The organism is Amycolatopsis pittospori, assembly GCF_013870525.1.
Taxonomy (GTDB): Bacteria; Actinomycetota; Actinomycetes; order Mycobacteriales; family Pseudonocardiaceae; genus Amycolatopsis; species Amycolatopsis pittospori.
This window is the reverse complement of sequence record NZ_JACBXD010000031.1, coordinates 56706-80996: the sequence shown is the minus strand read 5'-3', so window position 1 is coordinate 80996 and position 24291 is coordinate 56706. Positions and strand designations below refer to the sequence as shown.

Genomic DNA, 24291 nt, shown 5'->3' with positions numbered 1-24291 from the left:
ATTCCTCGCGATTTTCGACAGGAAAATCGCATCGGCCACGCCGGCTCCGGGCCTTACCGCAGAGTGGGTCCCATGGGTACTCCACGAGTAGGTTTCGCCGGGCTGGGCAGTATGGGCGAAGCGATGGCAGTGAACCTGGCACGGGCGGGAATCCCCTTGCTCGTCTGGAATCGCACCCCCGGCAGGGCCTCGGAGCCGGTGGCCGCGGGAGCCGAGGCCGCCGAGGACGCGGCGGAGCTCTTCGAGCGGTGCGAAGTCGTGATCCTGATGGTGAAGGACGCGGCCGCCGTCGACGCCGTGCTCGACCGCGGAGGTCCCTCGTTCGCCGGACGGGTGGCGGGCCGCACGATCGTCCACATGGGAACGACGGCGCCGGGGTATTCCCGTGGACTCGAGAGCGAACTCCGCGCGGCCGGGGCGAAGTACGCGGAGGCACCGGTCTCCGGTTCGAGGGTCCCGGCCGAAGCGGGTGAACTGGTCGCGATGCTCGCGGGTGAGCCCGGTGTGATCGAGGAGGTCCAGGAGCTGCTCGGGCCGTTGTGCCGGGAAGTCGTGCACTGCGGGCCGGTACCGAATGGGCTCCTGATGAAGCTGGCGGTCAACGTGCAGCTGACCGCCGTCGTGACCGGCTTGGCCGAGACCGTTCACTTCGCCCGTGCGCACGGGCTCGATCTCGGTCTGCTCGCCGGCGTCCTCGGCGCCGGGCAGCTGGCCAGCCCGATCCTGCGGGTCAAGACGCCCAAACTCGCCGCTGAGGATTTCGCGCCCCAGGCCTCGATCGCGAACGTTTTGGCCAACGTCGAGCTGATCGCGGCGGCGGCCGGGGAAGCGGGACTCGCCTTGCCGCTGATCGACGCGTCCCGTGCCCTTTACGCCGAGACCGCGCGGCTCGGTTTCGGCGACGCGGACATGGTCGCCGTCGTCAAGGCCCTCGAAGCCCGGCACCCCTGACGCATCCAGAGGACTGATGGCGGTCGGGTGTTGCGAAAGCCACTTTCGCAACGTTGAAGGTTGCGAAAGTGGCTTTCGCAACTCCGGAGGGCGGGTGGGCAAGGGGGTCGTGAGTGGTAAGTCGCGTTAGAACGACCTGCCACTCACGACCTCACACGCGGCGCTGCACGCGTAGCAGGTATTCCTTGCGGTTCAACGGGTTGTGGTCGGTCCTCGATCGTGAAGGCGCGGCTCCCCGGACGGGCCGGTAGCCGTGGAAGGCGGTCTCCATGACGCCCTCCCCGCGCGTCGCCGAGGGCAGAAGCTGGTGCACCTCATGGGTTTTCGCCGCCGGGATCTCGCCTTCGAGTTCGGAGGTCCCGCCTCGCGTGAGCGTCGTGCGCGGCACCGCACGCGCCTGGGCGAGCAAGGCGGTGACCGGGCCGAGCGTGTCGGCCGGTGCCTGGAGGGTGAACCGGTGCAGTGGTTCGTGCACGGTGGTCCCGGCCTCACGCAGCGCCGCCATCAGCACCAGCGGGGTCAGGTCGCGGAAGTCGCCCGCGGTGCTGGACATGCTCTTGTCGAAGGTGCCGTGCGCGTGACTTTGCCTGGCCCAGTACCCGGAGTGCGTCATCGTGACCACGCAATCGAGCACTTCCCAGCCGTGGACGCCCTCGCGCAGCGTCTCCTTCACCGTGTCCTCGACGGCTTTGACGAAGGAGTACGGCATCGAGCCGAGTTCGACCTCCAAGCGGAAGGAGATCCCGCTTCCGGGCGGCCCGGGTTCGACCCGCAGGCCGACCGTCGCCAGGAAGGGATTCGGCGCCTTGTCGATGATTTCGACGGCCGAACCGGTGCCGGCCACCCGCTCGACGCAGATCGTGGTGGTCTCGCTGAACGCGACGTCGATGCCGTACTCGCCCGCCAGCGTCGCCTGGATGACCTCCTTCTGCACCTCGCCGTACAGTGAAACGGAGATCTCCCGGCGGATCTCGTCGTGACGCAGGCCGATGAGCGGATCCTGTTCGGTCAGCTGGGAAAGCGCCTGGTGCAGCGGCCCGCGATCGGCCGTGTCGACGGGGGAGACGACGGTTTCGAGCGTCGGAGGGGAGAACAGTCGTTCGAGCTCGTGACCGGACGCGGCGCCGAGGGTGTCGCCGATCCGGACGTCGAGTCCCGACAGTTTCGCGATCCGCCCCGCCTCGGCCGTTCCGGTGGATACGGCCGAACCGCCGTCGAAGACGCTGATCGCGGTCACCTTGCCTTCGCCTTCGCCGACCGGGACCTTGTCACGCACGGCGACGCTGCCGGAGAACAGCCGGACGTAGGAGATCTTCTCGCCGCCGGGTCCGCGTTCGACCTTGAACACCGTGCCCGACAGCGGACCGTCGACGTCGCTTTCCTTGGCGGGTAACAGGTTCTCGATGCCGTCGCGGAGCTCGTCGATCCCTGCTCCGGTGATCGCCGAGCCGGAATAGACCGGATACGCCCGCCCCTCGGCCACTTTCGCGGTGAATTCGGCGCGGAGCCGGGACGAGGGGAACGCGTCCGGATCGGTGAGGTATTCGGTCAGGAAGTCCTCGTCGAGCGTCGCGAGGAGGTCCACCGTCCGGTCGGGGGACCAAACGTCCATCGAGAGGACCGAAGGGGTGAGCTTCCCGGCGATCTCCCGGAAGACGCGCTCCGGATCGGCGCCGCGGCGGTCGAGTTTGTTCACGAACAACAGCGTCGGGATGCGCAGCCGTCGCAGTGTCCGCATGAGGACGCGGGTCTGCGCTTGGACGCCTTCGACCGCCGACAGCACCAGGACGGCGCCGTCGAGCACGCCGAGCGCGCGTTCGACCTCGGCGATGAAATCGGGGTGACCGGGGGTGTCGATCAGGTTGACGGTGACGTCGCCGATCGCGAACGAGACGACGGCCGCCTTGATGGTGATCCCGCGGGCGCGTTCCAGCGCCAGCGAGTCGGTCTGCGTGCTGCCGTCGTCGACGCTGCCCAGCTCGCCGATGATCCCGGCGGTGTGCAGGAGCCGCTCGGTCAGGCTCGTCTTCCCGGCGTCAACATGCGCCAGAATCCCCAGATTGAGGGTCTTCACGAAGTGTCTTGTCCTTGAGGTAGGCGGAAATTACCTGGTGGGAGGACATAGACACGGGCAAGACGATCATCTCCTAGGCCGGGAACCGATCTTCCCGACTACACACCCCATCCGCCGCTCTCGCAACCGAATTACCCCTCGACGCATTTCGTCCTCTGGTTGCGGTACTTGCGCGTGCAAGTACCGCATTCAGAGGACGAAACGCGGGGGATCAGGCCAGGTACTCCGCGGCGGCACGGAGGCTGACGTAGGACCCGCTGAACGTGTCGATCCGCGGCCCGTCACCGGTGTCCGGCCCGGGCGCGCCGGTCTCGACCCGGATGTAGTCCACAGTGGATTCCTGGAGCCAGCTCAGGAACTCGCGGACCTCGGGGTGGCGGTGCGCCTCGCGCGTCACCACGACGATGTCGCGTGCGCCGTGCACGGCGTCGATCGCGGTCGCGATCCCGTCCGCACCGACCTTGACCGCACGCGTGCCCGGCACGAGTTCGGTCAGATGCGAGCCGAGCCCCCACGGCATCGGCCCGGCCGCGATGATCGGCTCGGTCTCGACGTCGATCACCAGCGGCGGGCCGCTCAGCTTCGGCGAACCCTGGATCCGCAACGCCTTCCGTGCGGCTTCCAGACCGAGCCGGTGGTCCACCGGCGAGATCTCCGTCGCCACCGGGGGCGCGCCGAGGGCCGCGACCCGTTCGGACGCTTCCACCAGTCGCTCCAACGGCAGTTCACCGGCTTCGACCGCGGCCGCGATGACCGCCGCTATCCGGTTCAGCTCGTCCTCTTCGAACGACACGCCACCCAGGCAGAGCGCGTCCGCGCCGGCGACCAGCGCCCGCACCGCCGCCCGGCCGACGCCCTCGGTCTTGCCGAGTTCGCCGGCGACGGCGCCCATGTCGAGCGCGTCGGTGACGACCGCGCCGGTGAAGCCGAGTTCGCCGCGCAGGACGTCGGTCAACGCCTTCGGGTTGAGCGTCGCGGGCAGATCACCCCACGCGGGCACGACGAGATGCCCGGTCATCACCGCTCGCACCCCGGCCGTGATCGCCGCCCGGAACGGGACGAGCTCGATCTCGTTCAGTTCGGCCTCGGTCCGGGGCAGGACCGGCAGCGCGTGGTGCGAATCGTCGGTCGCGGCCCCGTGCCCGGGGAAATGCTTGGCCGACGCGGCCACGCCGTACTTCTGCAGGCCGGTGATGTACGCCGCGACATGCGGCGACGCCTTCACCGGATCCGAACCGAACGCCCGGACCCCGATCGAGGGATCCTCCGGCGTCAGGGTCAGATCCGCGCAAGGGGCGAAGTTGATCGTGACCCCGCACGCGGCCAGCCGTTCCCCCAGCGCGGCGGCGACCGACGCCGTCAGCTCGACGTCGTCCGCGGCGCCGAGTGCGAGGGGTCCCGGGACGAACGAGCCGGTGGCGACGTCGAGCCGGGTGACGTCACCGCCCTCCTCGTCGATGCCGATGAGCACGTCGGGCCGTTCCGCCCGCAACTGCGCGCTCAGCGCGGCCACCTGTTCGTCGTCGACGACGTTGCGGCCGAACAGGATCGCGCCGCCGAGGCCGTCGGCGACCTTGCGCCGCAGCCAATCCGGCGCGGTGGTGCCGTCGAAGCCCGATACGAGAACAGATCCGGCGAGCTTTTCCGGTGAAGACAAGGATTATCCCTTCACTGCGCCTGCGGTCAGATTGGATACGAGCTTGCGCTGCACGATGATGAAGAACACCAGCGCGGGCACGGCGTAGATGACCGACGCCGCCATGATGCCGCCCCAGTCCACGGAGAACGCCGTCCGGAACGACGAAAGCCACACCGGCAGCGTCTGCTTGTTCTGGTCGCGCATGAACACGAACGCGAACAGGAACTCGTTCCACGCGGTGATGAAGCTGAACACCGACGTGGTCACCAGTCCCGGCGCGAGCAGCGGCAGCGTCACCCGGCGGAACGCGCCCGCCCGGCTGCAACCGTCGATCATCGCGGCCTCTTCGAGGTCGTACGGGATGCCGTTGACGAAGCCGTAGAGCATCCAGCACGTGAAGGGCAGCGTCGCCGCGAAGTACACCAGCAGCAGCGAAGGCAGCTGGTTGAGCAGCCCGGCGTCCCGCATCAGCAGGTACATCGGGATCAAGAGCGCCTCGAACGGGGCGAGCTGCGCGATCAGCACCAGCAGCAGGAAACCCTTGCGCCCGCGGAAACGCATCCGGGACAGGGCGACCGCGGCCAGTACACCTGCGACGAGCGAACACAGCACCGCACCGATCGTGACGATCAGGCTGTTGGTCAGGTAGGTGGCGAACCCGGGTTTCGTCAGCGCCGTGACGAAGTTGTCGAACGTCGCCGAGGACGGGATCAGGTCGTAGTCCGGGGACAGGACCTGGCCCGGCGTCTTCAGCGAGGACGTGACCATCCAGTACGTCGGGAAGACGAACAGGAGGGCCACGATCACGCCGAACGTGCCGAGGCCGATCCGCTGGATCAGGGACTTCTTCATGACAGGTCGGCCTCCTTCGAGCGCACCAGCAGCTGGACGTACCGGGCGGTGAGCAGGATCAGCACGAGCATCATCAGCAGGGCGGCGGTCGCCGCCAGGCCGAAGTGGTTGCCCGCGAGGCCCTTGAGGTACATGTAGACCGGCAGCGTCGTGCTGGCGCCGTCCGGCCCGCCCTGGCGGATCGCCCACACCTGGGCGAACAGCTTGAAGTCCCACAGGACCGACAGGAACGTGACCATGGTCAGGATCGGCCGGATCGCCGGCCAGCTGACCGCCCAGAACGCCTGCCAGGCACTGGCGCCGTCGATGCCCGCGGCCTCGTACTGCTCCTTCGGGACGCCGAGGAGCCCGGCGTAGAGCGTGAACGCCACGAACGGCACGGCCTGCCAGACGACCAGCAGGCCGATCACGGTCAGCGTGCTCGGGCCGGTGGAGAACCAGGAATGCCCGATGAACCCGTCGAAGCCGAGTTTCGCGAGCGTCTTGTTCAGGATCCCGTACTGCTGGTCGAAGATCCACTGGAAGACCGTGGTGGTCGCGAGCACCGGGGTCGCCCACGCGAGGATCAGCGCGACCTGCAGGATCACCCGGACCACCGGGTTCAGATGCCGCATCAGCAGCGCCATGAACAGCGCGAGCAGCAGGGTGGCGATCACGACCGCGGCGGTGAACACCAGCGTCCGGATCGTGATCTCCCAGAATTCGGAGTCGGACAGGATCGTGGTGAAGTTCTCGAACCCGATCCAGACCATCTCTCCGGAGACCAGCTCACGGAGGTCGAGCTTGCGAAGACTGATCCCGATCAGCTGGAGCGTCGGCCAGCCGAGGAGGACCAGCACCGCGATCAGCGCCGGGAAGATCAACAGATACGGCGCCGAGCGTTCGCCGAGACGGAGGCGCCGATTGGACTTCGGGGGCTTGATGCGCGGCGACGCCGGCGGGGTGGACCCCGCCGGCATCGTCACATCTTTCGTCGTGGTCATCCGCCGATGAGCTTGTCGAGCGCTGCGTTGGCGTCGGCGGTCGCCTGGTCGAGCGATTTCGTTCCGGTCAGGTAAGCGGTCAGCATGTCCTTGATCGGGTTCTGACCGGACTCGACGTCACCCCACTTGGGGCTGGTCGGGACGGCGCGGCCGTTCTTGGACGCCTCGGCCATGACCTTGGTCAGCGGGTTCGCGTCGAGCGCGGACACGTCGGTCGAGGTACCGGGGACGTAACCGGCCTTGGCCAGCTCTGTCTGGTACTTCGAGGTCGAGAAGAGCTTGACGTAGTCCTTCGCCGCGGCCGCGTTCTTGCTGTTGGCCGGGATGACCAGGTTGGAACCACCGAGGAAGACCGGGGCCGACTGGCCGGCGTTCTTGCCCGGGATCGGGAAGGCGGCCGACTTGTCCTTGATGGACGGGTCGGTCTTGGCGGCGGTGTCGACCTCACCCGGAACACCGACCATCATCGCGACCTTGCCCGCACCGTAGATGCCGGCCTGCTGCGGGGTGGCCTCGTCGGCGTCCTTCGGCGCCTTGGTCCCCGAAGCGTCGGTGAGCTGCTTGTAGAACTCGAGACCGGCCTTGGCCTGCGCGGAGTCCAGGGTCGCCTTGAAGGACTTCCCGTTGGCCTGCGCGATGTCGCCACCCTCGTCCCAGATGAACGAAAGCAGCTCGTACCAGTTCTGGCCGGGGTGGTAGAGGGCCTGGAATTCGGGGTCGCTGCCGAACTTGGCCTTGAGCTTGGTGATGGCGTCGAGCCACTCCGCGCGCGACTTCGGCGTCGCGGTGATGCCCGCCTGCTCGAACATGTCCTTGCGGTAGATGACCTCACGGTTGGCCGCGTAGAACGGCACGCCGTAGGTCTTGCCGTCGTACTCGCCGGAGGCCTTGAGGCCCTTGAGCCACTGGTCGCCGTTGAAATCGCCGACGCTCGAGGTGAGGTCGGCGAGCACGCCCTGGTTGGCGAACGCGGGGGTCTGGGTGTTGCCCAGCTCGATCACGTCCGGCGGGTTGTCGCTGGCCAGCGCGGTGGTCAGCTTCTGCTGGATGCCGTTCCACTGCTGGATCTCGTACTTGACCTTGACGCCGGGGTGCGCGTCTTCGAATTCCTTGTGGAGCGAGTTCGTCAATGCTTCCGGGGCGGTCCCGGTCATGAGCCAGACCGTGAGCGTGCCGTTCGAGGCCGGAGCGCTCGAATTCGTGCTGTCGCCACTGCCGGAACCGGCGCAGCCCGCCGTCGCGAGGGTGATGGCCGCGGCGCCCGCAGTCATCTTGAGCCAGCGCTTCACTCGTGCCGTCCTTTCGATGCCCGGCCACCATGCCGGGCTCCCACAAAATGGTGTAGACCAATGCGGGCAGCGTGGTACGTACCACTCCGACTGTCAAGCAGGTGGCCGGTTCGTTGTAAACGAGCCGCAATCTTTCACCTTGAGTGAGCGGATGATCACGCTCACGGTCGGATTTCGCGATGCTCGACAGCTTGTCGCGAGGCGCGCTGACATGCGGTTTTTCGTTGACTGTTCCGGTGATCGGTGCGTTCGGCGGCGCGACACTGAGCCGTTCGGAGGAAGGCCGCTCTCGCGTTCGCTGTGCGGACGCGTGGCAGGGCCGGAGACGTCCTGAGGGCGCCTTCAGGACGTGGGCTCGGGGCTACCGCCGAGAGAACAATTCGTTGAACTCGGACCGCGGTCCGGCTATCGGTAGTCCTCTTCGTCGGGCGGGGGCTCGATCCCGAGGAGCGCCCTGGTCTGATCCTGCAGGAACCACGCCAGCGTCGCGGAAGCGATCAGCAGGACCAGCGGGAGGACCGGCCCGCCGTTGGTGAGAATGAAGAGCTCCGTGATGCTCGCCCCCACCATCACCCCGGCCAGCAGCAGTGCCGCCGGCCCACCGAGGCGGGGGATGAGCAGGCCGATCGCGCCGCCGACTTCGAGGACGCCGGTGACGTACCGGAGCCACTGGCCGAGTCCGATCTGCTCGAAGGTCTGCTCGGTGTGCCCGCCCGCGAACAGCAGATAACCGCTGTACAGGAACTCGGCGGCGAGTGCGATACGCACGATCCACAGCGCGATCACGCCGACGCTGAGGCTTCGGGTCCCGCTGGCTCCTTCGGACATGTCGGGCATCTTTCTCCTGGTCACCTCGGCTGGCAAGGTCGCATCCAGAGGACTGAACGCGGGCGTGGGGTTCCCCGCGGCCGCTGTCCGTGAAGGCCTCCTTCCCAACCCTCAGAGTAGGGAAGGAGGCCTTCACGGACACTGACGGAACAGGACACTCGTCAAGTCTGTTCTCCGAGAAGGATCTGCTCCAGCAACAGGTCGACGTCGCGGGCGGAATCGGCTTCGCCTATCCGGTGGAACGTCTCCGCCGCGCGGAGGGCTCGGCGGGCGGCTTCCCGGACCCGGCCGGCGGCGCTGAGCACGTGGGCGGCGACGTGGTCGAGCTGGGCGATGAGGTGTTCGCGGGCGGGCGCGGCCTCGGCTTGGACGGCTTGCACGGCGGTTTCCGCGGCGTCGAGCGCGGTCAGTGCCGCGTCGAGGTCGCCGGATCTCAGCCGGGAAAGCGTCGCGGCGTTGCGGCAGGTGGCGGCGACGTAGCCGCCGCCGATCGCCAGCGCGGCGTCGGCGGCGCGCGCGTAGAAGTCGGCGGCGTTCGCGCCGTAGCCGAGCAGGTCGAGTTGTTCGGCGGCCGCCATGCTCACCGAAATGTAGGAGTGCCCGGTGTCTCCCGCTTCTTCGAGGATCTCCGCCAGGGCGGCGTATTCGTTGAAGGCACGGGAGGACTCGCCGAGCGCGCGGTAGGCGTCGGCGTACATCCACCGGCACCGGTGGCCCCAATCGGGCAGTCCGGCGAGCAGGTCGATGCCGCGGGGCGCGACGTCGAGCACTTCGTCGTACCGGCCCGCGCCGTGCAGCGCGGTGACGAGGACGTACCAGTGTTCCGCGGTGTCCTTGCCCCTCGACGCCGCGATGCCCAGCGAGGCGTAGGCGTCGTCGACGGCGTCGGTGAACCGGCCGGTGCCGATCAGGGACACCGCCCGGAGTTGACGCAGGTGACCTCGTAACCGTTCCGGGCCACCCATGGGCAAGGACGAGAGCAGCTGTTCCACGAAGACGTCGAGTTCTTCGAGCGATCCCGCGCGCTCGTAAGCGATCCGGGCCTGCTCGACGGCTTCGACGGCCTTCTCGCCGACGTTCCCGAGGATGAAGGCGTCCGTCGCCTCTTGGGCGAGTTCGAGGGTGACGACGGGATCCTCGCCGTCGCCGTTCCGTAGCGACGCCTCCAGGCACAGGAGCGTCCCGAGGAGCAACGGGTCGCCCACCTCGCGTGCGCGTTCGGCCCCGCGTCGCAAGGCTTCGTACGCCTCGGGTGTGCGGCCCTGCCCGGAAAGCACGTGTGCCAGCCAGTGCTCGCCCCAGGCCGCGGCCCGGTCGTCGGTCCCGGCACGCAACCGCGCCGCCGCCACCGTCGTCAACGCGACCCCGGACTCGGCCTGGTCGTCGAAGACCAGCCAGAGACCGAGCCAGCATTGGTTGAGCAGGAACCGGGTTTCGTCGCCCTCGCGCCGGAACCCGGCGGCCGCGAGGCGCAGTCGTTCCTCGGTGTCGGCGCCCTGGAAGAAGATCGCGCGCAATTCGGCCAGTCGTGGGGCGATCGCCTCCGGCACGGCGTCGATCGCGACGAGGCACGCCCGCGCCTTCTCCGCCTCACACCGTTGATTGTGGATTTCGGCGCGGACGACGAGTTCCTCGGCCGAAAGGTCCGGTGGCGGCAGGATCGGGACCCGGGGGAGCGCGGAAGGCAGGAGCGGTACGAACTCCGCGACCGGTTTCGCGGCCATCTTGCGTTCGGCGTAGTCGGTGAAGTAGGTGGTGCGGTCGCTTTCGTCGAGTTCCTCGGCCTCGACGAAGGCCGCCGCCCGCATCCGGCGATGCAGCAGGCGCAGGGAAAGGCCGTCGTAGGGGCCGTTGAGAACGAACCGGATCTCGCCGTATCCCGTTTCCGTCAGCCTGCGGGTGAGCAGGGCGGCCGCGACGAAGAACTCCAGCCTGTCGTCGGCGTCGGGATGGTCGCCGACACCGTCCAAAAGCGACAGAAGATCGAATCCGGTGTGCTCGTTGCCGGTGAGCGCGCAGAACTCCAGCCGCAGGGCGTGGTCGCCATAGCGATGCGGCGCGCCGGTCGAAGCCCGGCTCACCCAGCGGTAGGTCGATGCCGCCTCGGCGTGTTTACCGGCCGCAGCCAGTGGTATCAGTGTGCGGCAGAGCCGGGTGATCTCGGCCCCGTCGGTGCCGCCCGCGTCCTCGCGGCGTGGTTCCACTTCCATCGTTCTGCCCCCAGAACATGACGTCGACGCCGGATCTTAACTCCCGTCGTTCCGTCGGTGCCGGGGTTTCAGGCAGACCGATGAAGAAAACGCGCGGTCCGACTGGCTAGTCTTCCCCCATGTCCGGGACCCCGACGGCCGACGACCGCCTCCAGGTGCTCGAAGCCATCACCGACTCGGCCCTGGGCCACCTCGACCAGGACAAGGTGATGGCGACGATCCTCGCGCGCGTGCGCGAGGTGCTCGGTGCCGACACGGCCACCGTGCTCCGGCACGACCCGTCCGCGCAGCTGTTGCAGGCCATCGCCGCTTCCGGGATCGAAGAAGAGGTCTACCAGAACGTCCGGATCGCCGTCGGTGCCGGATTCGCCGGCCGGGTGGCGGCGGAACGGCGTCCGGTGGTCCTCGACCGGGTCGACGAGACCACCGTGGTCAACGTGCTCCTGCGGGAACGCGGCCTGCGCACCTTGCTCGGTGTGCCGATGCTGGCGGGCGACGAACTCGTCGGCGTGCTGCACGTCGGGTCGGTGACGCCGCGGGAGTTCCCCGAGACCGACGTCGAGCTGCTGCAACTGGTGGCCGCGCGGCTGGCGCTGGAGCTGCAGATCGACGTCTCCACCAGCGATCGCGCCGCCGCGTCGGCTCTGCAGCGGAGCCTGTTGCCCGGGCGGCTGCCCGAGATCGACGGTTTGCGGTTCTCCGCCCGCTACGTGCCGGGTACCGAGCCCGGGGTCGGCGGTGACTGGTACGACCTGTTCCCCTTACCGGGGGACCGGCTGGGCATCGTGATGGGCGACGTCGCCGGGCACGGGCTCACCGCCGCCGTGATCATGGGACGGCTGCGCAGCGCGCTGCGCGCCTACGCCCTCGAATCGGACGATCCGGCGGAGGTGCTGTCCAAACTGGATCGGAAGGTCCACCATTTCGAGCCGGACGCGCTGGCCACCGTCGCGTACGGGATCGTGCCGCCGTCACACGACAGGGTGGCGCTTTCCCTCGCGGGCCATCTGCCTCCGGTGCTCGCGATACCGGGCAGCCGGTCGGTGTTCGTCGATGTGCCGGTCGATCCGCCCATCGGTGTCATCGTTTCGAAGCGCCGGAGAAGCGTCGTCGAAGTGCCGCACGGGTCCGTGCTCGCCTTCTACACCGACGGTCTCGTCGAGCGCCGCGATCACCTGATCGACGTCGGCCTGCAGCGCCTCACCGACGTCGTCACCGCCGACGAGCCCGAAGTGGTGTGCTCTCGGGTGATGGCCGCGCTCGTCGGCGGAACGCCGGCGCAGGACGACATCGCGCTCCTCGTCGCGCGGCACGACGGCGACTGAGTCACCGCATCGGGTGATTCGCGCGGAGGTTCCGGGCGGCGAGTTCGACGGTCCGGTCGATCCGCCGTTCCCGGGTCTCCGGCTTCTTCGCCGTCAGGATCCATTCCAGGATCAGCCTTTTCGACGACGGCGGGAACTTCTCGAAGTTGTCGCGAGCGGTCCGGTCGGCGTCGAACCGGGCGCGCAGGTCCTCGGGGACGCCCTCGCCGTCGGGTACGACCTGCCAGCGGCCCTTCTCCTTGGCGAGGTCGATCATCGCCTGTCCCCGTTCGGTCATCAGGCCCTCGGCGATCAGGCGCGCGGCGCGCTCGCGGTTGACCCGGCTCCATGAACTGCGGGGACCGCGAGGGGTGAACCGGAGCCGGGAGCTGGCGGCGTCGTTCTTGCGGTGCAGGCCGTCGATCCAGCCGAAGCACAGTGCCTGCTCCATCGCCTCGTGGATGCGGATGCTCGGCACCCCGCTGTCCTTGTGGTGGATGACCAGCCAGACCTCCTGTTCGGTGCCGGCGTTGGCGGCCAGCCAGGCGCGCCACTCGGCAGGGGTGGCGGCGGTGAAGGTGGGCTCGCTCATGGCCGGGTTCCTTTCGTCGTAACGTCTGTGACCATCATCGGAAGTAAAGTGCTCATCGACTGAGCACTTTTCGAACTAAAGGTGGCCTCGATGGAGATCTGGGTGAACCCGGCGTGCGCCAAATGCCGCTCGGCCGTGTCGATGCTGGACGAGGCGGGCGCGGAGTACACCGTCCGCAAGTACCTGGAGGAGCCGCCGACGGCGAAGGAACTGAAGGCCGTCCTCAAGCGGCTCGGACTCGAGCCATGGGACATCACGCGTACCGCCGAGCCGGTGGCGAAGGAACTCGGACTGAAGACCTGGGGCCGGACGCCCGCCGACCGCGAACGGTGGATCGAGGCGCTGGCCGCGCATCCGAAGCTGATCCAGCGGCCGATCATCACCGCCGACGACGGCACGACGGTCGTCGCGCGCACGCCGGAAGCGGTCCAGTCGGTTCTTCCTTCCTGAACGATTTCCTGAAGCCGGGCCGATCGCCGGAAAACGTCGGTGGGTGCCGCTACCGTGCCTCCGTCGTCGAAAGCGTGGAGGTCTGGGGTGGAAGAGCACGTCGAGGTGCCGCCGGGGTTGGCGGACGCTTTGGTGCCGGTAGCCGCCGAGCTGTTCCCGTTGCTGCGCGGGCGGATTCCGCGCGGTCCCGCGACGGCGCTCGGCAGGCTGGGCGCGCCGGCGATGAGGCCGGACGTCTTCGACCTGCGGGCTGGGCGGCTGGTGAGCGGTTCCGGTGAATCGGCGGCGCTCAGCCGGCTGCGTTCCCTCGGCGATCCGATTTCGGAACGGCTGCTCGGCGCGCTCGAACTGACTCTGGACGAGCTGGCGTTCGCGGTCCCGGAAGAGGTCGAAGCGTCGGTGTCCGGTCCGGACGCGACGCCGCAGGCCTTCGGCTTCGCGACGATGGACGGACCGAATCCCGAGACCGTCATGGCCGTGCGGCTACTGGATCAGCTCCGGCCGGGGATCTCCGCGCTGATCCTGGCGCTGGTCGCCGAGGTCGCCGCACACGAAGCCATCCGCCCGTTTCTGGCGCTCGGGCCGGAGTTCGACGGCGAGGAGGAACTCGCCGCGGAGCATGGCGTGGTCCATCTCGCGCTGGCCGTCGCGGTCGCGGCCCCGATCCTGCGGCGAGTGGGTGCCCCGCTGCTCGCCGGGAAGCCCGCGGCCGTCGTCGGGGTCGCATTGGGTGCTGTTTCGGCTCTGTTGAGCCGAAGTCCGATGCCGCCCGCGTATGCGGCCGCGTTGCTGCGGAAGCGCCGGGCCGAGTACGTGCTGCCGAGGGCGTCGTCCGGTTCGGCCGAAGTGAGCGGGCACCGGTTCACCCTGGCCGAGCGGCGGGTCGAAGGTGAGGCGGATTTCAGCGGGAACGGCCTCGCCGTCACGGTTCCCGGCGGTGTCGCCGTCCGGACGGGGCTCGGCGAAGGGCGCGTGAACGTGTCGACGCGGATCCTCGAAGGGCCGCCGGACGCCGTGGAACTCGACTGGTGGGACGAGGTGGTCGAGCTCTCCTGGCGGGCGGAACAAGGTGACGCCACCTTGGGCGAGAGTGCCTCCCAGACGTCGAAAACCCCGCCGTGGCCCGGAGATTTCCGGGTCCGGGTGCACGCGATCGGCCGGGACGGCGACGAGAAGGAGCGCTACGAACTCGTGCTCTGGCAGGCGCCGCCGGGGCCGGACATCGTGCACAAACGGGGAGACAGGCTCGGCTACGTCCTGCGCGGCGAGCCCGTGCCGGAGATCGAGGCCCCGCCGGAGGCCGTCTACCGCTGGGTCGGGGACAGCGACCTCGGTGAGGCGGCGACGGTCACCATGGTCGCGGGCGCTTCCCCGGAAGAGGTGCTTCGCGGCTTCGGCGCCGACCCGGCCGAGCCGGTGTCCGCGCTGGACCTGTCGGAGGACTTCGACCTCGACCCTTGGGTGGTCGTGCTCCGCGTCGAGGGCGGGGTGCTGGCCGTGGAGTTCAACGGGTTCCAGGGTTCGCACCGGCCGGTGCTGGAACCGCTGTCGCGGGCGGGCCGGACGGCGAGTTTCTTCTGGAACATCAACGCGGTCACCCGGTTGTCCTTCGCGGACAAGGGGATCGTGCACGCGGCGTTCGAACTCGGCTGTGCGGACGAGGCCGAAGACCCGGACGTGATCGAAGCCTTGGCGGGCCTCGATTTCGACAACTATCGGGACAGGCGCGAGCGGGCGTTCGTCGCCGTCGAGCGGTACACCGGGTACCGGATGGCGCCCGAGGACATCGAGCGGATGGTGGCGGCCGACGTCGCCTACCGGATCGTGCCGCAGATGCCGGAGTTGTATCCCGAGGCGCGCGAAGCCGACGGTGCACGCCGGTTCCCCGGCAACGGCCCGCTGGGTGCCGACACGGACAAACTGGCGTTCCTGCCGGACGAGACCTTGCGTGATTTGGCTTGGCGCGCGGCTTCGGTGGCGGCCGAGGCTTCGGCCGCCGCCGAAGACCCCGTCATCGCGGCCACCCTGGAGCATCGGCTGCTGAGTCCTCAGGCCGTGATGCGGATCAGGAAGTCACAGCTGCGGGCGCATCAGGAGCACGCCTGGTTGTGGAAGGCGATCCACTGCGCGACCAACCCGGACCCGCTGGGCGCCGCGATCCAGGCGCTGGACGCGTCGCGGTACGCCGCCGGTGCCTCGGCCGCGGATCTGCTCGACCACGCCCGGCGACTGGTGGACCAGGCCCCGTCCGCCTGATCACGGGTGCCGTCCACCTGATCACGTGTGCCGTCCGTCTGATCACGTGTGCCGTCCGTTCGGTCACGGCGGCGAGCCCGACTCACCGTGGTCGCCAAGGGAGGGCACGTGTGATCAGGAGGACGGCGCGTGTGATGAAAGGGACGGCACGTGTGATCAGAAGGACGGCACGTGTGATTGAACGGACGACACCACTCACGACCACTGGCACCGACCACGCCACCATGCCTTCGCCGAGCTAGGCCGGTTCCGCCGCGGTCATCCGCTCGTCGGTCAGGACCCGCATGCCCGCCAGCAGCGCGAGGACGACCACCGCCATCACCGCGAAAACCAGCCGGAGTCCGACGGTCTCGGCGAGCAGCCCGCCCGCCACGGTGCCGAGTGGTCTGGTGCCCCAGGCGACGAGCCGGTGGCCGCTGGTGCCGCGTCCCAGCAGATGGTCCGGGATGATCCGCTGCCGCAGGGAAACGACGATGACGTTCCACACGACGACACCGGCGCCGCCGGCGAAGAACACCGCGCCGATCACGTACGGATTCGTGGTCACCGCGGGAATCCCGACGAGCGCGGCGCCGGTGAGCAGACTGACGATCAGAGACCGGGAACGCCCGAACGCGCGCTCGATCCGCTCGGCGACGAACGACGTCGCGAAACTGCCCAACGCGATGACCGCCAGCAGGAAGCCGTAGGCCTGTTCTGACAGCCCCATCGCCGAGGACGGCCCCACCGCGTAGAGCACGAAGATCGTGAGCATCGCACTCGTGGCGAAGTTGAATCCTCCGACCATGATCGCCATGACGCGCAGAAGCCTGTTCCGCCAAAGGAAGCGGAGTCCTTCAACGAGGTCTTCACGCACGCTCGTGTCTTGCTTTCGCTCGGCACGGAAGGAACCCGGGACGAAGAAGAGCGCGACGATCGCGACGACCCACAGCACCGAAGGCGTCGCGAAGGTGGCGAATGCGCCTGCGGCCACGAGGAAACCGCCCACCGGTGGGCCGACGAACTCGTTGGCGGTGAGTTCGGCGGCGTAGAGGCGGCTGTTGGCCCGGGTCAGCTGATCGCGGCCGACGACCTGCGGCAGGATCGCCTGCGCCGCCGTGTCATGCACGGTTTCCGCGAACCCGAGTCCCAGTGCCACCGCGTAGAGCAGCCAGATCGACCCGAGGCCCAGTGTGACGGCGGCCGTGAGCGCGGCGAGCAGGCCTGCCCGGAGCACATTGGCGGTGAGCATCGCGCGACGGCGGTCGACGCGGTCGGCGAGGACGCCGGCGTGCAGCGCGAACACCAGCCACGGCAGGGAAAGCGCGAACGCCAGCCCGGCGATGAGCGCGGGTGACCGGGTGAAGTGGATGGCCACCAGGACGAGCGCGATCTTGACGATTCCGTCGGCCAGGTTCGACAGGCCCGACGACGTCCACAGCCGCCAGTAGGCGGTCCCCAGCGCGGTCACCGATCGAGGATCGCACATCGATTGAGAAAACTCCATCGATGCGGGTTTTCTCCATTGGTCGGCTACGCTGCGTTCATGGACGATCAGGTCGCCGCCAGGGTCGCGGAACGACGGCGCGAGGCGACGGCGCGCGAGGCCAAGGCACTCGGCCATCCGCTGAGGTTGCGCATCCTCCGGCTCTGCGGGGAACGCGAACTGACCAACAAGGAACTCGCCGACCGGCTCGGCAAGGATCCCGGCACGGTGCTCTACCACGTGCGGCAGCTGGTCGAGGCCGGTCTGCTGGAACAGGCGCCGGTGCGTACCGGTGCCAGCGGCGCGCTCGAGAAGCCTTACCTCAACGTGGGCAAGACCTGGTGGCTGGACGGCCCGCTGAACGACGAGGACGCCGATACCCGCTTCGGGCCGATCGAGGCGTTCCAGGACGAACTCCGCGAGGCCGGGCCGACGTCGGTGCGGCTCGTCGAACGTTTCGCGCTGCACCTCTCACCGGAGGAGGTCGCCGAACTCGACAACCGCATCCTCGACATCCTCGACGAATACATGGCCACCGACCACGAGCGGCTCGATCGTCCACTGCTGAACGGAATCGTCCTGCTTCACCGCTTGGCGGAGTGATTCCCCCGGATGAGTTCGAGGACCTCCCGCGCCCGTTCTTCGGGAAGCCGCCGTCCTCGTTTCGCGGCCAGTCGCACGGCCTCGCCGGCCACACGGCGGGCCTCCTCCGGCTCCCCGAGGTCGAGCCGGTCGCGGGCGATTTCGGTGAGGACGTCGGCTTCGAGCAGAAGCTGACCGTTCTCGCGCAGCGTGGTCAACGCCTTTTCGCTGTACTCCAACGCTTTCGCGGCTTCTCCGAGGCTCCGGTACGCGATGGCGAGGCCGAGCCGGGCCGACCCCTCCCCGTAGCCGAAGCCGATTTCGGTGAACACGTGAAGTGCCTCGTGCAGGCCCACGAGCGCTTCGACGTGCTCTCCCCGCCGGTTCCGTACGGTCGCGATGACCTCCGCGGCCGTCGCCTCACCGCGCCGGTCGCCGATCTGCACCGACCGGGCGTGACATTCCTGTGCCTGCGCCATCGCGAGATCGAGGCGTCCCGCGTCGCAGTTGGTCTCGGCGAGGCAGACCAAGGTCGCGGTTTCGCCGAAACCGTGCCCGGACTCGCGTGTGTACGCGAGCACCTGTTCGTGGTCTGAGAGGGATTCTTCGAGCCTGCCCAGCGCCCACAACGCGATCCCGCGGCCGTTGAGCGCGTGGAACGCCGCCTCCCGCTGCCCGGTTTCCCTGGCCAGTGCCAGTGATCGCTCATGCCAGCCGACCGCGGTCCTCGGCCTGCCGGAGAACGTGTGGATGACGCCGATGTAGTTCAACGCCAGCGTTTCCGCTCCGGTGTTGCCCGCCGCGCGGCTGACCGACAACGCCTGGCCGTGGAAGTGCAGTGCCTGCCTGGCCTTGCCCTGCTGGCTGGAAGCGCGGCCGAGATTCCGCAGCGCGTCGGCCTCCGCGTCGAGATCCTTCAGTTCCCGGGCGGCTTCGAGGGCCTGCTGGAAATGCTCGACGGCCAGGCCGTAGTCGCTGAGGTTGTGCGACATCTGCCCGAGGACGTCGAGCAGGGAGAGCCGCGCCCGCAGATCGCCCGCTTCGGTCGCCGAACGCAGCGCGGTGGTGCAGGCCGCGACGGCCTCCCGGGCGTATCCGCTCGCCTGGAGGTAGCCGCGCAGGACGTCGATCAGCCGCCATGCGGCGGGCTGGTACGCGGGATCGGTGGTGGCGTGGGCGATCGTGTCGACCAGGTTGTAGCGCTCGGTGTCCAGCCAGCGGAGCGCCGTGTGCTCGTCGAAGACCGGCGAGGCGGCGCCGGCGTACAGCACGCGGGTCGCCATCGCCGCGGTCTCGACGTACGAGTCGATCATCCGGGACAGGGCCGCCGCGGCGTGTTCCGGAGGGTCTTCGGCGTGACCGCGTTCGGCGGCGTACTCACGGATGAGGTCGTGGAACTGGTACCGGCCGGGGGCGTGCCGTTGCAGCAGGTTCGCCGCCGCGAGCCGGTCGAGCGCGCGCCCGGTCTCCGCCCGTGGCAGGCCGGCGACCGCGGCCGCCGCCGGGACGCCGAAGTCCGGGCCCGGTACCCGGCCGAGCATCCGGAACAGTGCCCGGTCCTCTTCGGAAAGCCGGACGTAGGACCGGTCGAAGGCGCCTCGCACGGCGGACGACGCGTCGCCGTCGATCGCCAGTTCCTCGAGCCGTCCGGACCTGGTCAGCTCGGCGGTGTACTCGGCGATGCCGCGGCCGGTGTCGGCGGCGAGGTTCGCCCCGGCGATCCGCAGCGCCAGGGGCAGATGCGCGCAGGCCGCGGCGAGTTCGCCGACCGCGTCCGGTTCGGCAGTGGTGCGCTCGGGACCGAGCAACTCGGCGAGCACCGCTCGGGACTCCGGCTCGGTGAGTACGCCGAGCGGCAGGTGCACCGCGCCCGGGTCGACCGCGAGACCGCGCAGGTCGTTGCGGCTGGTGATCAGCACCGTGCAGCCGGGACGGCCCGGCAGCAGCGGCCGGACCTGGTCGACGTGCACCGCGTTGTCCAGCAGCAACACCATCTTCTTGTCCGCCAGCACACTGCGGAACAGCGCCGCCTGCTCGGCGGGCTCGGCCGGGACGCGATCCCGGTGCACGCCGAGGGCGCCGAGGAACCGGGTCAGCGCGGCCGACGGGTCGAGCGGTGGGCCCGCGGCGTACCCCTGGAGGTTCACGTACAGCTGACCGTCGGGGTAATGCGGCCGGAATCGGTGCGCCACGTGCACCGCGAACGCCGTCTTCCCGACCCCGGGTGGCCCGGAGATCACCACGTTCCGCCCGGTCTCGGTGAGCGACAGCGCGGCCAGCTCGGCGATCGTGCCCGCGCGGCCGACGAAGCGGTGGACGTCCGGCGGCAGCTGGCAGATCGTCTCGCGCGGGGGCTCCGTGGACGGTCCCTCGTGGAGGATCGCGTCGTGCGCGCGCCGGAGCCGCGGTCCGGGTTCGATGCCCAGTTCGTCGGCGAACATCCGGCGCATCGAGCGGTAGGTGTCCAGCGCGTCGGCGCGGCGGCCGGACCGGTCGAGCGCGACGATGAGCTGCGCCCAGAACGTCTCCTGCCACGGATGTTCCTTGGTGAGCGTGATCAGCTCGGCGACCAGTTCCCCGTGCCGGCCCGCTTCGAGCCCGGCCTCGATCCAGCGCTCCAGCGTGCGCAGCCGGTCTTCGCCGAGTCGTGCGGCTTCGTCGCGCTGCAGGGATTCCGACGGGACGTCGCACAGTGGACGGCCGCGCCAGCATTCCAGCGCCTCGGCCAGCGAAGCGAGTTCCGCGGCGGAGTCACCCGCCTTGCCCGCCTCCCGGCCCGCTTCGGCCAGCTGCCGGAACCGGAGGAGGTCGAGTTGGTCGGGCCGCACCCGGATCAGGTAGCCGTCCGGGCGGGTTTCGATCAGGCCGTCACCGAGCGTCCGGCGCAGGCGTAGCGCGTACACCTGCGTGCTCTTGCGGGCGGTGGACGGCTGGTCCTCGCCCCACAGGTGATCCGCGAGCCGGTCCAGCGAGACCGTGGTGTTCGCGCGCACCAGCAGCGCCGCCAGCAGGACCCGCAGTTTGGGGCCGCCGATCGTCACCGGCTTCCCGTCGCGGGTCACTTCGAGCGGGCCGAGTACACCGAAACCGAAGCCGGAAATACGCGCTCACCTTCCCGTTCGCCAGGCTACTGCGGAGTGTTGCCGGGTTGAAACCGGTGCCTGTCACGATCACGTCCGTGAGGCCTCCTCCCCGATGGCCTCACGGAGCAGGCGGGCGGCGGTGCCGACGGAACCGTCGGCGAGGTTGCCGTAGCCGAGGACGAGCCCGGGTCCACTGGGGGTGGCCCGGTAGTCGTCGAGATCGGACACGCGCAGGCCTCTGGCCGCCGCCCGCCTCACCACGGCCGCCGCTTCCGCGTCTTCGCGCAGGTCCAGGACGAGGTGCAGTCCGGCGGCGACGCCGGACAGCGGAAGTGGGCCGAGCGCGGTGACCAGCGCGTCGCGCCGGGCCCGGTAGCGCCGCCGGGCCGCGCGCAGATGCCTGGCGTACGCGCCGCGTTCGAGGAAGGTCGCGAACGCCAGCTGGTCCAGCGCCGGCGGTGACGGTGTGGGCTCGACCAAGTCCGTCCACTGTGGAGGAACGGCGTACCAGCCCAGGCCGAGTGCCGGGCTGAGCGTCTTGCTGACCGAGCCGAGCAGCGCGACCCTCGCCGGATCCATCCCCTGCACCGTGCCCACCGGACGCCGGTCGTAGCGGAACTCGGCGTCGTAGTCGTCCTCGATGATCAGGCCGTCGACGTCGCGGGCCCAGCCCAGTAGTCCCGCGCGGCGGGCGGGGGAGAGCACGGTGCCGGTGGGGAACTGATGCGCCGGCGTCACCAGGACCGCGCGTACGCCGGACGGGATCTCGTCGACGCGCAAACCGTCTTGGTCGACAGGGACGCCGACGACGTCGAGACCGGCCCGCGTCGCGACCTCACGCAGCTTCAGCCATCCCGGCTCCTCGGCCGCGACGCGGGTGATCCCGGCCGAGTGAAGCGCCCGGCAGACGCGGCCGAACGCGTCGGTGACGCCGAACGCGATGCGCACGTCGTCGACGACGGCGCCCCGGCAGCGGCGCAGGTAGTCGGCCAGTACCGCCCTGAGCCGCGGATGCCCGCCGGGGATCGGGTAGCCGAACTCGCCGTGCGGCGCGTTGGCGAGGACCTCGCGGACGGCGTCCGCCCACCGCTCGCGGGGGAAATGGCGCAGATCGGGCAGGCCCGGCGCGAGGTCGATCCCCGCCTGCGCGTTCATGGGCCGGTCCGGTTTCGCGGGCCCGGCGCCGGCCGCCGACCAGCGCACGACGGTGGACGAACCGGTGCGCGCGGCGAGGTAGCCCTCCGCGATCAGCTGCTCGTACGCCTGCGTGACGACCCAGCGCGAGAAGCCCAGATCCACGGCGAGGGCCCGGCTGGGCGGAAGCGTGGCGGACTCGCCGAGTGTGCCGTCGCGGATCACCGCGCGGAGCGCCCGGGTGAGGCGTTCGTGCCGGGGACCCGGCCCGGACAGGTCGAGCAGGACGTCCCAAGCCGGATTGGTCTGGGAATCCCTCATGTGAATGGACTGTAATACCGGACCGATTTCTTCGTAAGGTCTAGACCATGAAGAAGGTGGAACTCGGCCGGACCGGCCGCAAGGTCAGCCAGGTCTCGCTCGGCTGCATGACGATGGGCACCGCCACCGACGAGCGGACGTCCGCGCGGATCCTGGACGCCTACCTCGACGACGGAGGCGACTTCCTCGACACCGCGAACTGCTACTCGTGGTGGGTGCCCGGTGCGGCGGGCGGGGAGAGCGAGGAGCTGCTCGGCAAACTGCTGAAAGGCAGGCGGGACAAGGTCTTCCTGGCCACGAAGGTGTCCGCCGCGGTCGCCGACGCCGACAGCGCGCGCAAGGGATACCACGAAGACGGAAGCGCGGACTGGGACTACATCGGGCGGCATTTCGAGGGCGCGGGCGGTGACGTGATCCGGCGCGGCGTCGACGAGAGCCTGCGGCGGCTGGGCACCGACCACATCGACCTGTACTACATCCACGTCGACGACCGGGCGACACCGCTGGAGGAGACGCTGTCCGCGCTCGACGAGATCGTCCGCGCGGGGAAGGTGCGGCACATCGGCTGGAGCAATGTCCGCTCCTGGCGGCTGGAGCGGGCTCGCGCGCTGGCGGAGCGGCACGGCTGGGCGTCACCGGTGGCGGTGCAACTGCAGCACTCGTACCTGCGGCCGGTCGCGGATTCCGCGTCGGTCGCCGGCGGCGACATGCTCGATTTCCTGCGGGGGAACGAAGACATCGCACTCGCCGCCTACTCGTCGATCCTGCGCGGTATCTACGACGACTCCGCGCGCCGTCTCGCGCACCCCGTCTGGCAGACCTACGCCGCGCCGGAGAACGAGGCGCGGATGGCCGCGATCGAGAAGGTCGCGCAGGAGGTCGGCGCGTCCGGGAACCAGGTCGCGCTGGCGTGGCTGCTGAGGCAGACGTCGCCTCGGGTGCTGCCGCTGATCGGCCCGCGGACCTGGGAGCACTACGAGGCCATCCGGCCCGCCTTCGAGCTGGAGCTGAGCGACGAGCACCTGGCCTTGCTGGACGTCTAGGGGTCGTGAGTGGCGATTCGTGTTCTAACCCGAATCGCCACTCACGACCACCTGTACCGAGCCCTTACTTCAGGTCGCGGAAGAAGTCCCGCAGGTCACCCAGCAGCAGATCCGGGGCGTCCTGCGTCGCCCAGTGGCCGCCGCGGTCGAATTCCTTCCAGGACACGATGTTCGCGTGGTCGCGGTCGGCGAACCGGCGCAGCGGCCGGAAGTCCCAGGCGAAGCTCGCCAGGCCGGTCGGCGCGGTCGTCGGCTCGGTGGGGTGCTCGGTGTGCTTGTCCTCGTAGTAGAACCGGGCCGCCGAAGCCGCCGTGTTCGTCAGCCAGTACAGCGTCGCGTTGGTGAGCACGTGGTCGTCACTCGTGCTGGCCAGCAGCTGCGCGGTCCAGGCCAGCTGCCCGGTCGGCGAATCGGCGAGCGCGTGCGCGAGGTTCTGCGGCGCGCTCTCCTGCAGCTTCGCGTAGCCCGACATGTCGTCGTTGAAGCCCTGCAGGAACTGCATGTACTCCAGTTCCTGTTCCGTCATGCCCTCGAACTCGGCCGGGTCGCCGCTCGGGAACGAGAACAGCTGCGTGACGTGCACGCCGATCACATGCTCCGGGTCGAGGCGGCCGAGCTCGGGGGCGACGAAGGACCCGGCGTCGTTCCCGTGCGTGCCATAGCGCTCGTAGCCCAGTCGCCGCATCAGCTCGGCCCAGGCCTTCGCGGTGCGGTAGCGGTTCCAGCCCTTTTCGCGGGTGGGGCCGGAGAAGCCGAACCCGGGCAGTGACGGGATCACCAGGTGGAAGGCGTCCGCCGCGTCCCCGCCGTTGGCGCGAGGGTCGGTCAGCTGGTCGATCAGGCCGAGGTACTCGACGACCGAGTTCGGCCAGCCGTGGGTCAGGATCAGCGGCGTCGCGTCGGGTTCCGGCGAGCGGACGTGCAGGAAGTGGATGTTCTGGCCGTCGATCTCGGTCGTGAACTGCGGGTACTCGTTGAGCTTTGCCTCCCACACCCGCCAGTCGTAGCCGTCGCGCCAGTACGCGGTGAGGCGCTGCACGTAGTCCAAGGGCACGCCGTACTCCCAGCCCGGCGTGACCGGTCCACGCTGCACCCCGTCCGTCACCTGGTCGACGGGCAGTTCGTTCGCCCACCGGACGCGGGCGAGACGATCGGCCAGATCGTCCAGTTCGGACTGTGGGATGTCGATGCGGAAGGGTCTGATCTCGGTGTTCTCGTTCATGCGTTCAAGGTAA

18 protein-coding genes are annotated in these 24291 nt (G+C 69.3%); 6 read left to right on the top strand and 12 right to left on the bottom strand.

Annotated elements, in window-relative coordinates; translation table 11 throughout:
* Positions 1–72 precede the first annotated feature (72 nt).
* On the top strand, positions 73–951 hold the full coding sequence (locus tag H5J31_RS19290; protein WP_181773992.1) for an NAD(P)-dependent oxidoreductase: 879 nt from the start codon (positions 73–75) through the stop codon (positions 949–951).
* A 151-nt stretch (positions 952–1102) separates the two neighbouring features.
* Here H5J31_RS19290 and H5J31_RS19285 read toward each other — a convergent pair whose 3' ends face one another.
* The 7 genes from H5J31_RS19285 to H5J31_RS19255 all read right to left on the bottom strand — a co-directional run bounded on the left by H5J31_RS19285 (position 1103) and on the right by H5J31_RS19255 (position 10826).
* Positions 1103–3025: a GTP-binding protein gene (locus H5J31_RS19285; RefSeq protein WP_181773991.1), complete on the bottom strand. Its 1923-nt coding sequence runs from the start codon at positions 3023–3025 to the stop codon at positions 1103–1105.
* A 211-nt stretch (positions 3026–3236) separates the two neighbouring features.
* Positions 3237–4682 (bottom strand): glycoside hydrolase family 3 protein, encoded by a 1446-nt coding sequence (locus tag H5J31_RS19280; RefSeq protein WP_181773990.1) that lies wholly within the window; start codon positions 4680–4682, stop codon positions 3237–3239.
* Between the two features lie 3 nt (positions 4683–4685).
* Complete coding sequence (locus H5J31_RS19275; protein WP_181773989.1) at positions 4686–5516, bottom strand: carbohydrate ABC transporter permease; 831 nt, start codon at positions 5514–5516, stop codon at positions 4686–4688.
* Positions 5513–6499, bottom strand: coding sequence for a carbohydrate ABC transporter permease (locus tag H5J31_RS19270; protein WP_181773988.1), 987 nt, complete (start codon positions 6497–6499; stop codon positions 5513–5515). Before H5J31_RS19270 ends, H5J31_RS19275 begins: the two co-directional genes overlap by 4 nt.
* Positions 6496–7788 (bottom strand): extracellular solute-binding protein, encoded by a 1293-nt coding sequence (locus H5J31_RS19265; protein WP_181773987.1) that lies wholly within the window; start codon positions 7786–7788, stop codon positions 6496–6498. The genes H5J31_RS19270 and H5J31_RS19265 overlap by 4 nt, the downstream gene beginning before the upstream one ends.
* A gap of 405 nt (positions 7789–8193) precedes the next feature.
* Entirely contained in the window at positions 8194–8616 is a 423-nt protein-coding gene (locus tag H5J31_RS19260) for a DoxX family protein (protein ID WP_181773986.1), read from the bottom strand.
* A 161-nt stretch (positions 8617–8777) separates the two neighbouring features.
* Complete coding sequence (locus H5J31_RS19255; protein ID WP_181773985.1) at positions 8778–10826, bottom strand: hypothetical protein; 2049 nt, start codon at positions 10824–10826, stop codon at positions 8778–8780.
* A 119-nt stretch (positions 10827–10945) separates the two neighbouring features.
* Here H5J31_RS19255 and H5J31_RS19250 point away from each other — a divergent pair, with 119 nt between their 5' ends.
* Complete coding sequence (locus H5J31_RS19250; protein ID WP_181773984.1) at positions 10946–12151, top strand: PP2C family protein-serine/threonine phosphatase; 1206 nt, start codon at positions 10946–10948, stop codon at positions 12149–12151.
* Between the two features lies 1 nt (position 12152).
* On the opposite strand, the gene H5J31_RS19245 is transcribed toward H5J31_RS19250, so the two are convergent.
* Positions 12153–12722, bottom strand: coding sequence for a YdeI/OmpD-associated family protein (locus H5J31_RS19245; RefSeq protein ID WP_181773983.1), 570 nt, complete (start codon positions 12720–12722; stop codon positions 12153–12155).
* Between the two features lie 90 nt (positions 12723–12812).
* Here H5J31_RS19245 and H5J31_RS19240 point away from each other — a divergent pair, with 90 nt between their 5' ends.
* On the top strand, positions 12813–13172 hold the full coding sequence (locus H5J31_RS19240; RefSeq protein ID WP_181773982.1) for an arsenate reductase family protein: 360 nt from the start codon (positions 12813–12815) through the stop codon (positions 13170–13172).
* Positions 13173–13259: 87 nt separating this feature from the next.
* Positions 13260–15428 (top strand): DUF6461 domain-containing protein, encoded by a 2169-nt coding sequence (locus H5J31_RS19235; RefSeq protein ID WP_181773981.1) that lies wholly within the window; start codon positions 13260–13262, stop codon positions 15426–15428.
* A 238-nt stretch (positions 15429–15666) separates the two neighbouring features.
* On the opposite strand, the gene H5J31_RS19230 is transcribed toward H5J31_RS19235, so the two are convergent.
* A complete protein-coding gene (locus tag H5J31_RS19230; protein WP_328701550.1) occupies positions 15667–16878 on the bottom strand; it encodes an MFS transporter in 1212 nt (403 codons plus the stop codon).
* A gap of 75 nt (positions 16879–16953) precedes the next feature.
* Between H5J31_RS19230 and H5J31_RS19225 the strand changes: the two genes are divergently transcribed.
* Positions 16954–17496: an ArsR/SmtB family transcription factor gene (locus H5J31_RS19225; protein WP_181773979.1), complete on the top strand. Its 543-nt coding sequence runs from the start codon at positions 16954–16956 to the stop codon at positions 17494–17496.
* Here H5J31_RS19225 and H5J31_RS19220 read toward each other — a convergent pair.
* Both H5J31_RS19220 and pdxR read right to left on the bottom strand, forming a co-directional pair.
* On the bottom strand, positions 17478–20537 hold the full coding sequence (locus H5J31_RS19220) for an AfsR/SARP family transcriptional regulator (RefSeq protein ID WP_328701549.1): 3060 nt from the start codon (positions 20535–20537) through the stop codon (positions 17478–17480). The genes H5J31_RS19225 and H5J31_RS19220 overlap by 19 nt on opposite strands.
* A 108-nt stretch (positions 20538–20645) precedes the next feature.
* On the bottom strand, positions 20646–22013 hold the full coding sequence (pdxR, locus tag H5J31_RS19215) for a MocR-like pyridoxine biosynthesis transcription factor PdxR (RefSeq protein WP_181773978.1): 1368 nt from the start codon (positions 22011–22013) through the stop codon (positions 20646–20648).
* A gap of 47 nt (positions 22014–22060) precedes the next feature.
* Here pdxR and H5J31_RS19210 point away from each other — a divergent pair, with 47 nt between their 5' ends.
* The gene (locus H5J31_RS19210; RefSeq protein ID WP_181773977.1) at positions 22061–23056 is read left to right on the top strand and encodes an aldo/keto reductase; all 996 of its coding nucleotides are present in this window, start codon (positions 22061–22063) and stop codon (positions 23054–23056) included.
* Between the two features lie 64 nt (positions 23057–23120).
* On the opposite strand, the gene H5J31_RS19205 is transcribed toward H5J31_RS19210, so the two are convergent.
* Positions 23121–24278: an epoxide hydrolase family protein gene (locus H5J31_RS19205; protein WP_181773976.1), complete on the bottom strand. Its 1158-nt coding sequence runs from the start codon at positions 24276–24278 to the stop codon at positions 23121–23123.
* Positions 24279–24291: the final 13 nt, after the last annotated feature.

What these genes read in the sequence shown, in the direction of transcription:
- H5J31_RS19240 (WP_181773982.1), top strand. Translation starts at nt 12,813, where the DNA reads ATGGAGATCTGGGTGAACCCGGCGTGCGCCAAATGCCGCTCGGCCGTG.
- H5J31_RS19210 (WP_181773977.1), top strand. Translation starts at nt 22,061, where the DNA reads ATGAAGAAGGTGGAACTCGGCCGGACCGGCCGCAAGGTCAGCCAGGTC.
- H5J31_RS19260 (WP_181773986.1), bottom strand. Translation starts at nt 8,616, where the DNA reads ATGTCCGAAGGAGCCAGCGGGACCCGAAGCCTCAGCGTCGGCGTGATC.
- pdxR (WP_181773978.1), bottom strand. Translation starts at nt 22,013, where the DNA reads ATGAGGGATTCCCAGACCAATCCGGCTTGGGACGTCCTGCTCGACCTG.
- H5J31_RS19250 (WP_181773984.1), top strand. Translation starts at nt 10,946, where the DNA reads ATGTCCGGGACCCCGACGGCCGACGACCGCCTCCAGGTGCTCGAAGCC.
- H5J31_RS19290 (WP_181773992.1), top strand. Translation starts at nt 73, where the DNA reads ATGGGTACTCCACGAGTAGGTTTCGCCGGGCTGGGCAGTATGGGCGAA.
- H5J31_RS19275 (WP_181773989.1), bottom strand. Translation starts at nt 5,516, where the DNA reads ATGAAGAAGTCCCTGATCCAGCGGATCGGCCTCGGCACGTTCGGCGTG.
- H5J31_RS19245 (WP_181773983.1), bottom strand. Translation starts at nt 12,722, where the DNA reads ATGAGCGAGCCCACCTTCACCGCCGCCACCCCTGCCGAGTGGCGCGCC.
- H5J31_RS19225 (WP_181773979.1), top strand. Translation starts at nt 16,954, where the DNA reads ATGGACGATCAGGTCGCCGCCAGGGTCGCGGAACGACGGCGCGAGGCG.
- H5J31_RS19270 (WP_181773988.1), bottom strand. Translation starts at nt 6,499, where the DNA reads ATGACCACGACGAAAGATGTGACGATGCCGGCGGGGTCCACCCCGCCG.
- H5J31_RS19205 (WP_181773976.1), bottom strand. Translation starts at nt 24,278, where the DNA reads ATGAACGAGAACACCGAGATCAGACCCTTCCGCATCGACATCCCACAG.
- H5J31_RS19255 (WP_181773985.1), bottom strand. Translation starts at nt 10,826, where the DNA reads ATGGAAGTGGAACCACGCCGCGAGGACGCGGGCGGCACCGACGGGGCC.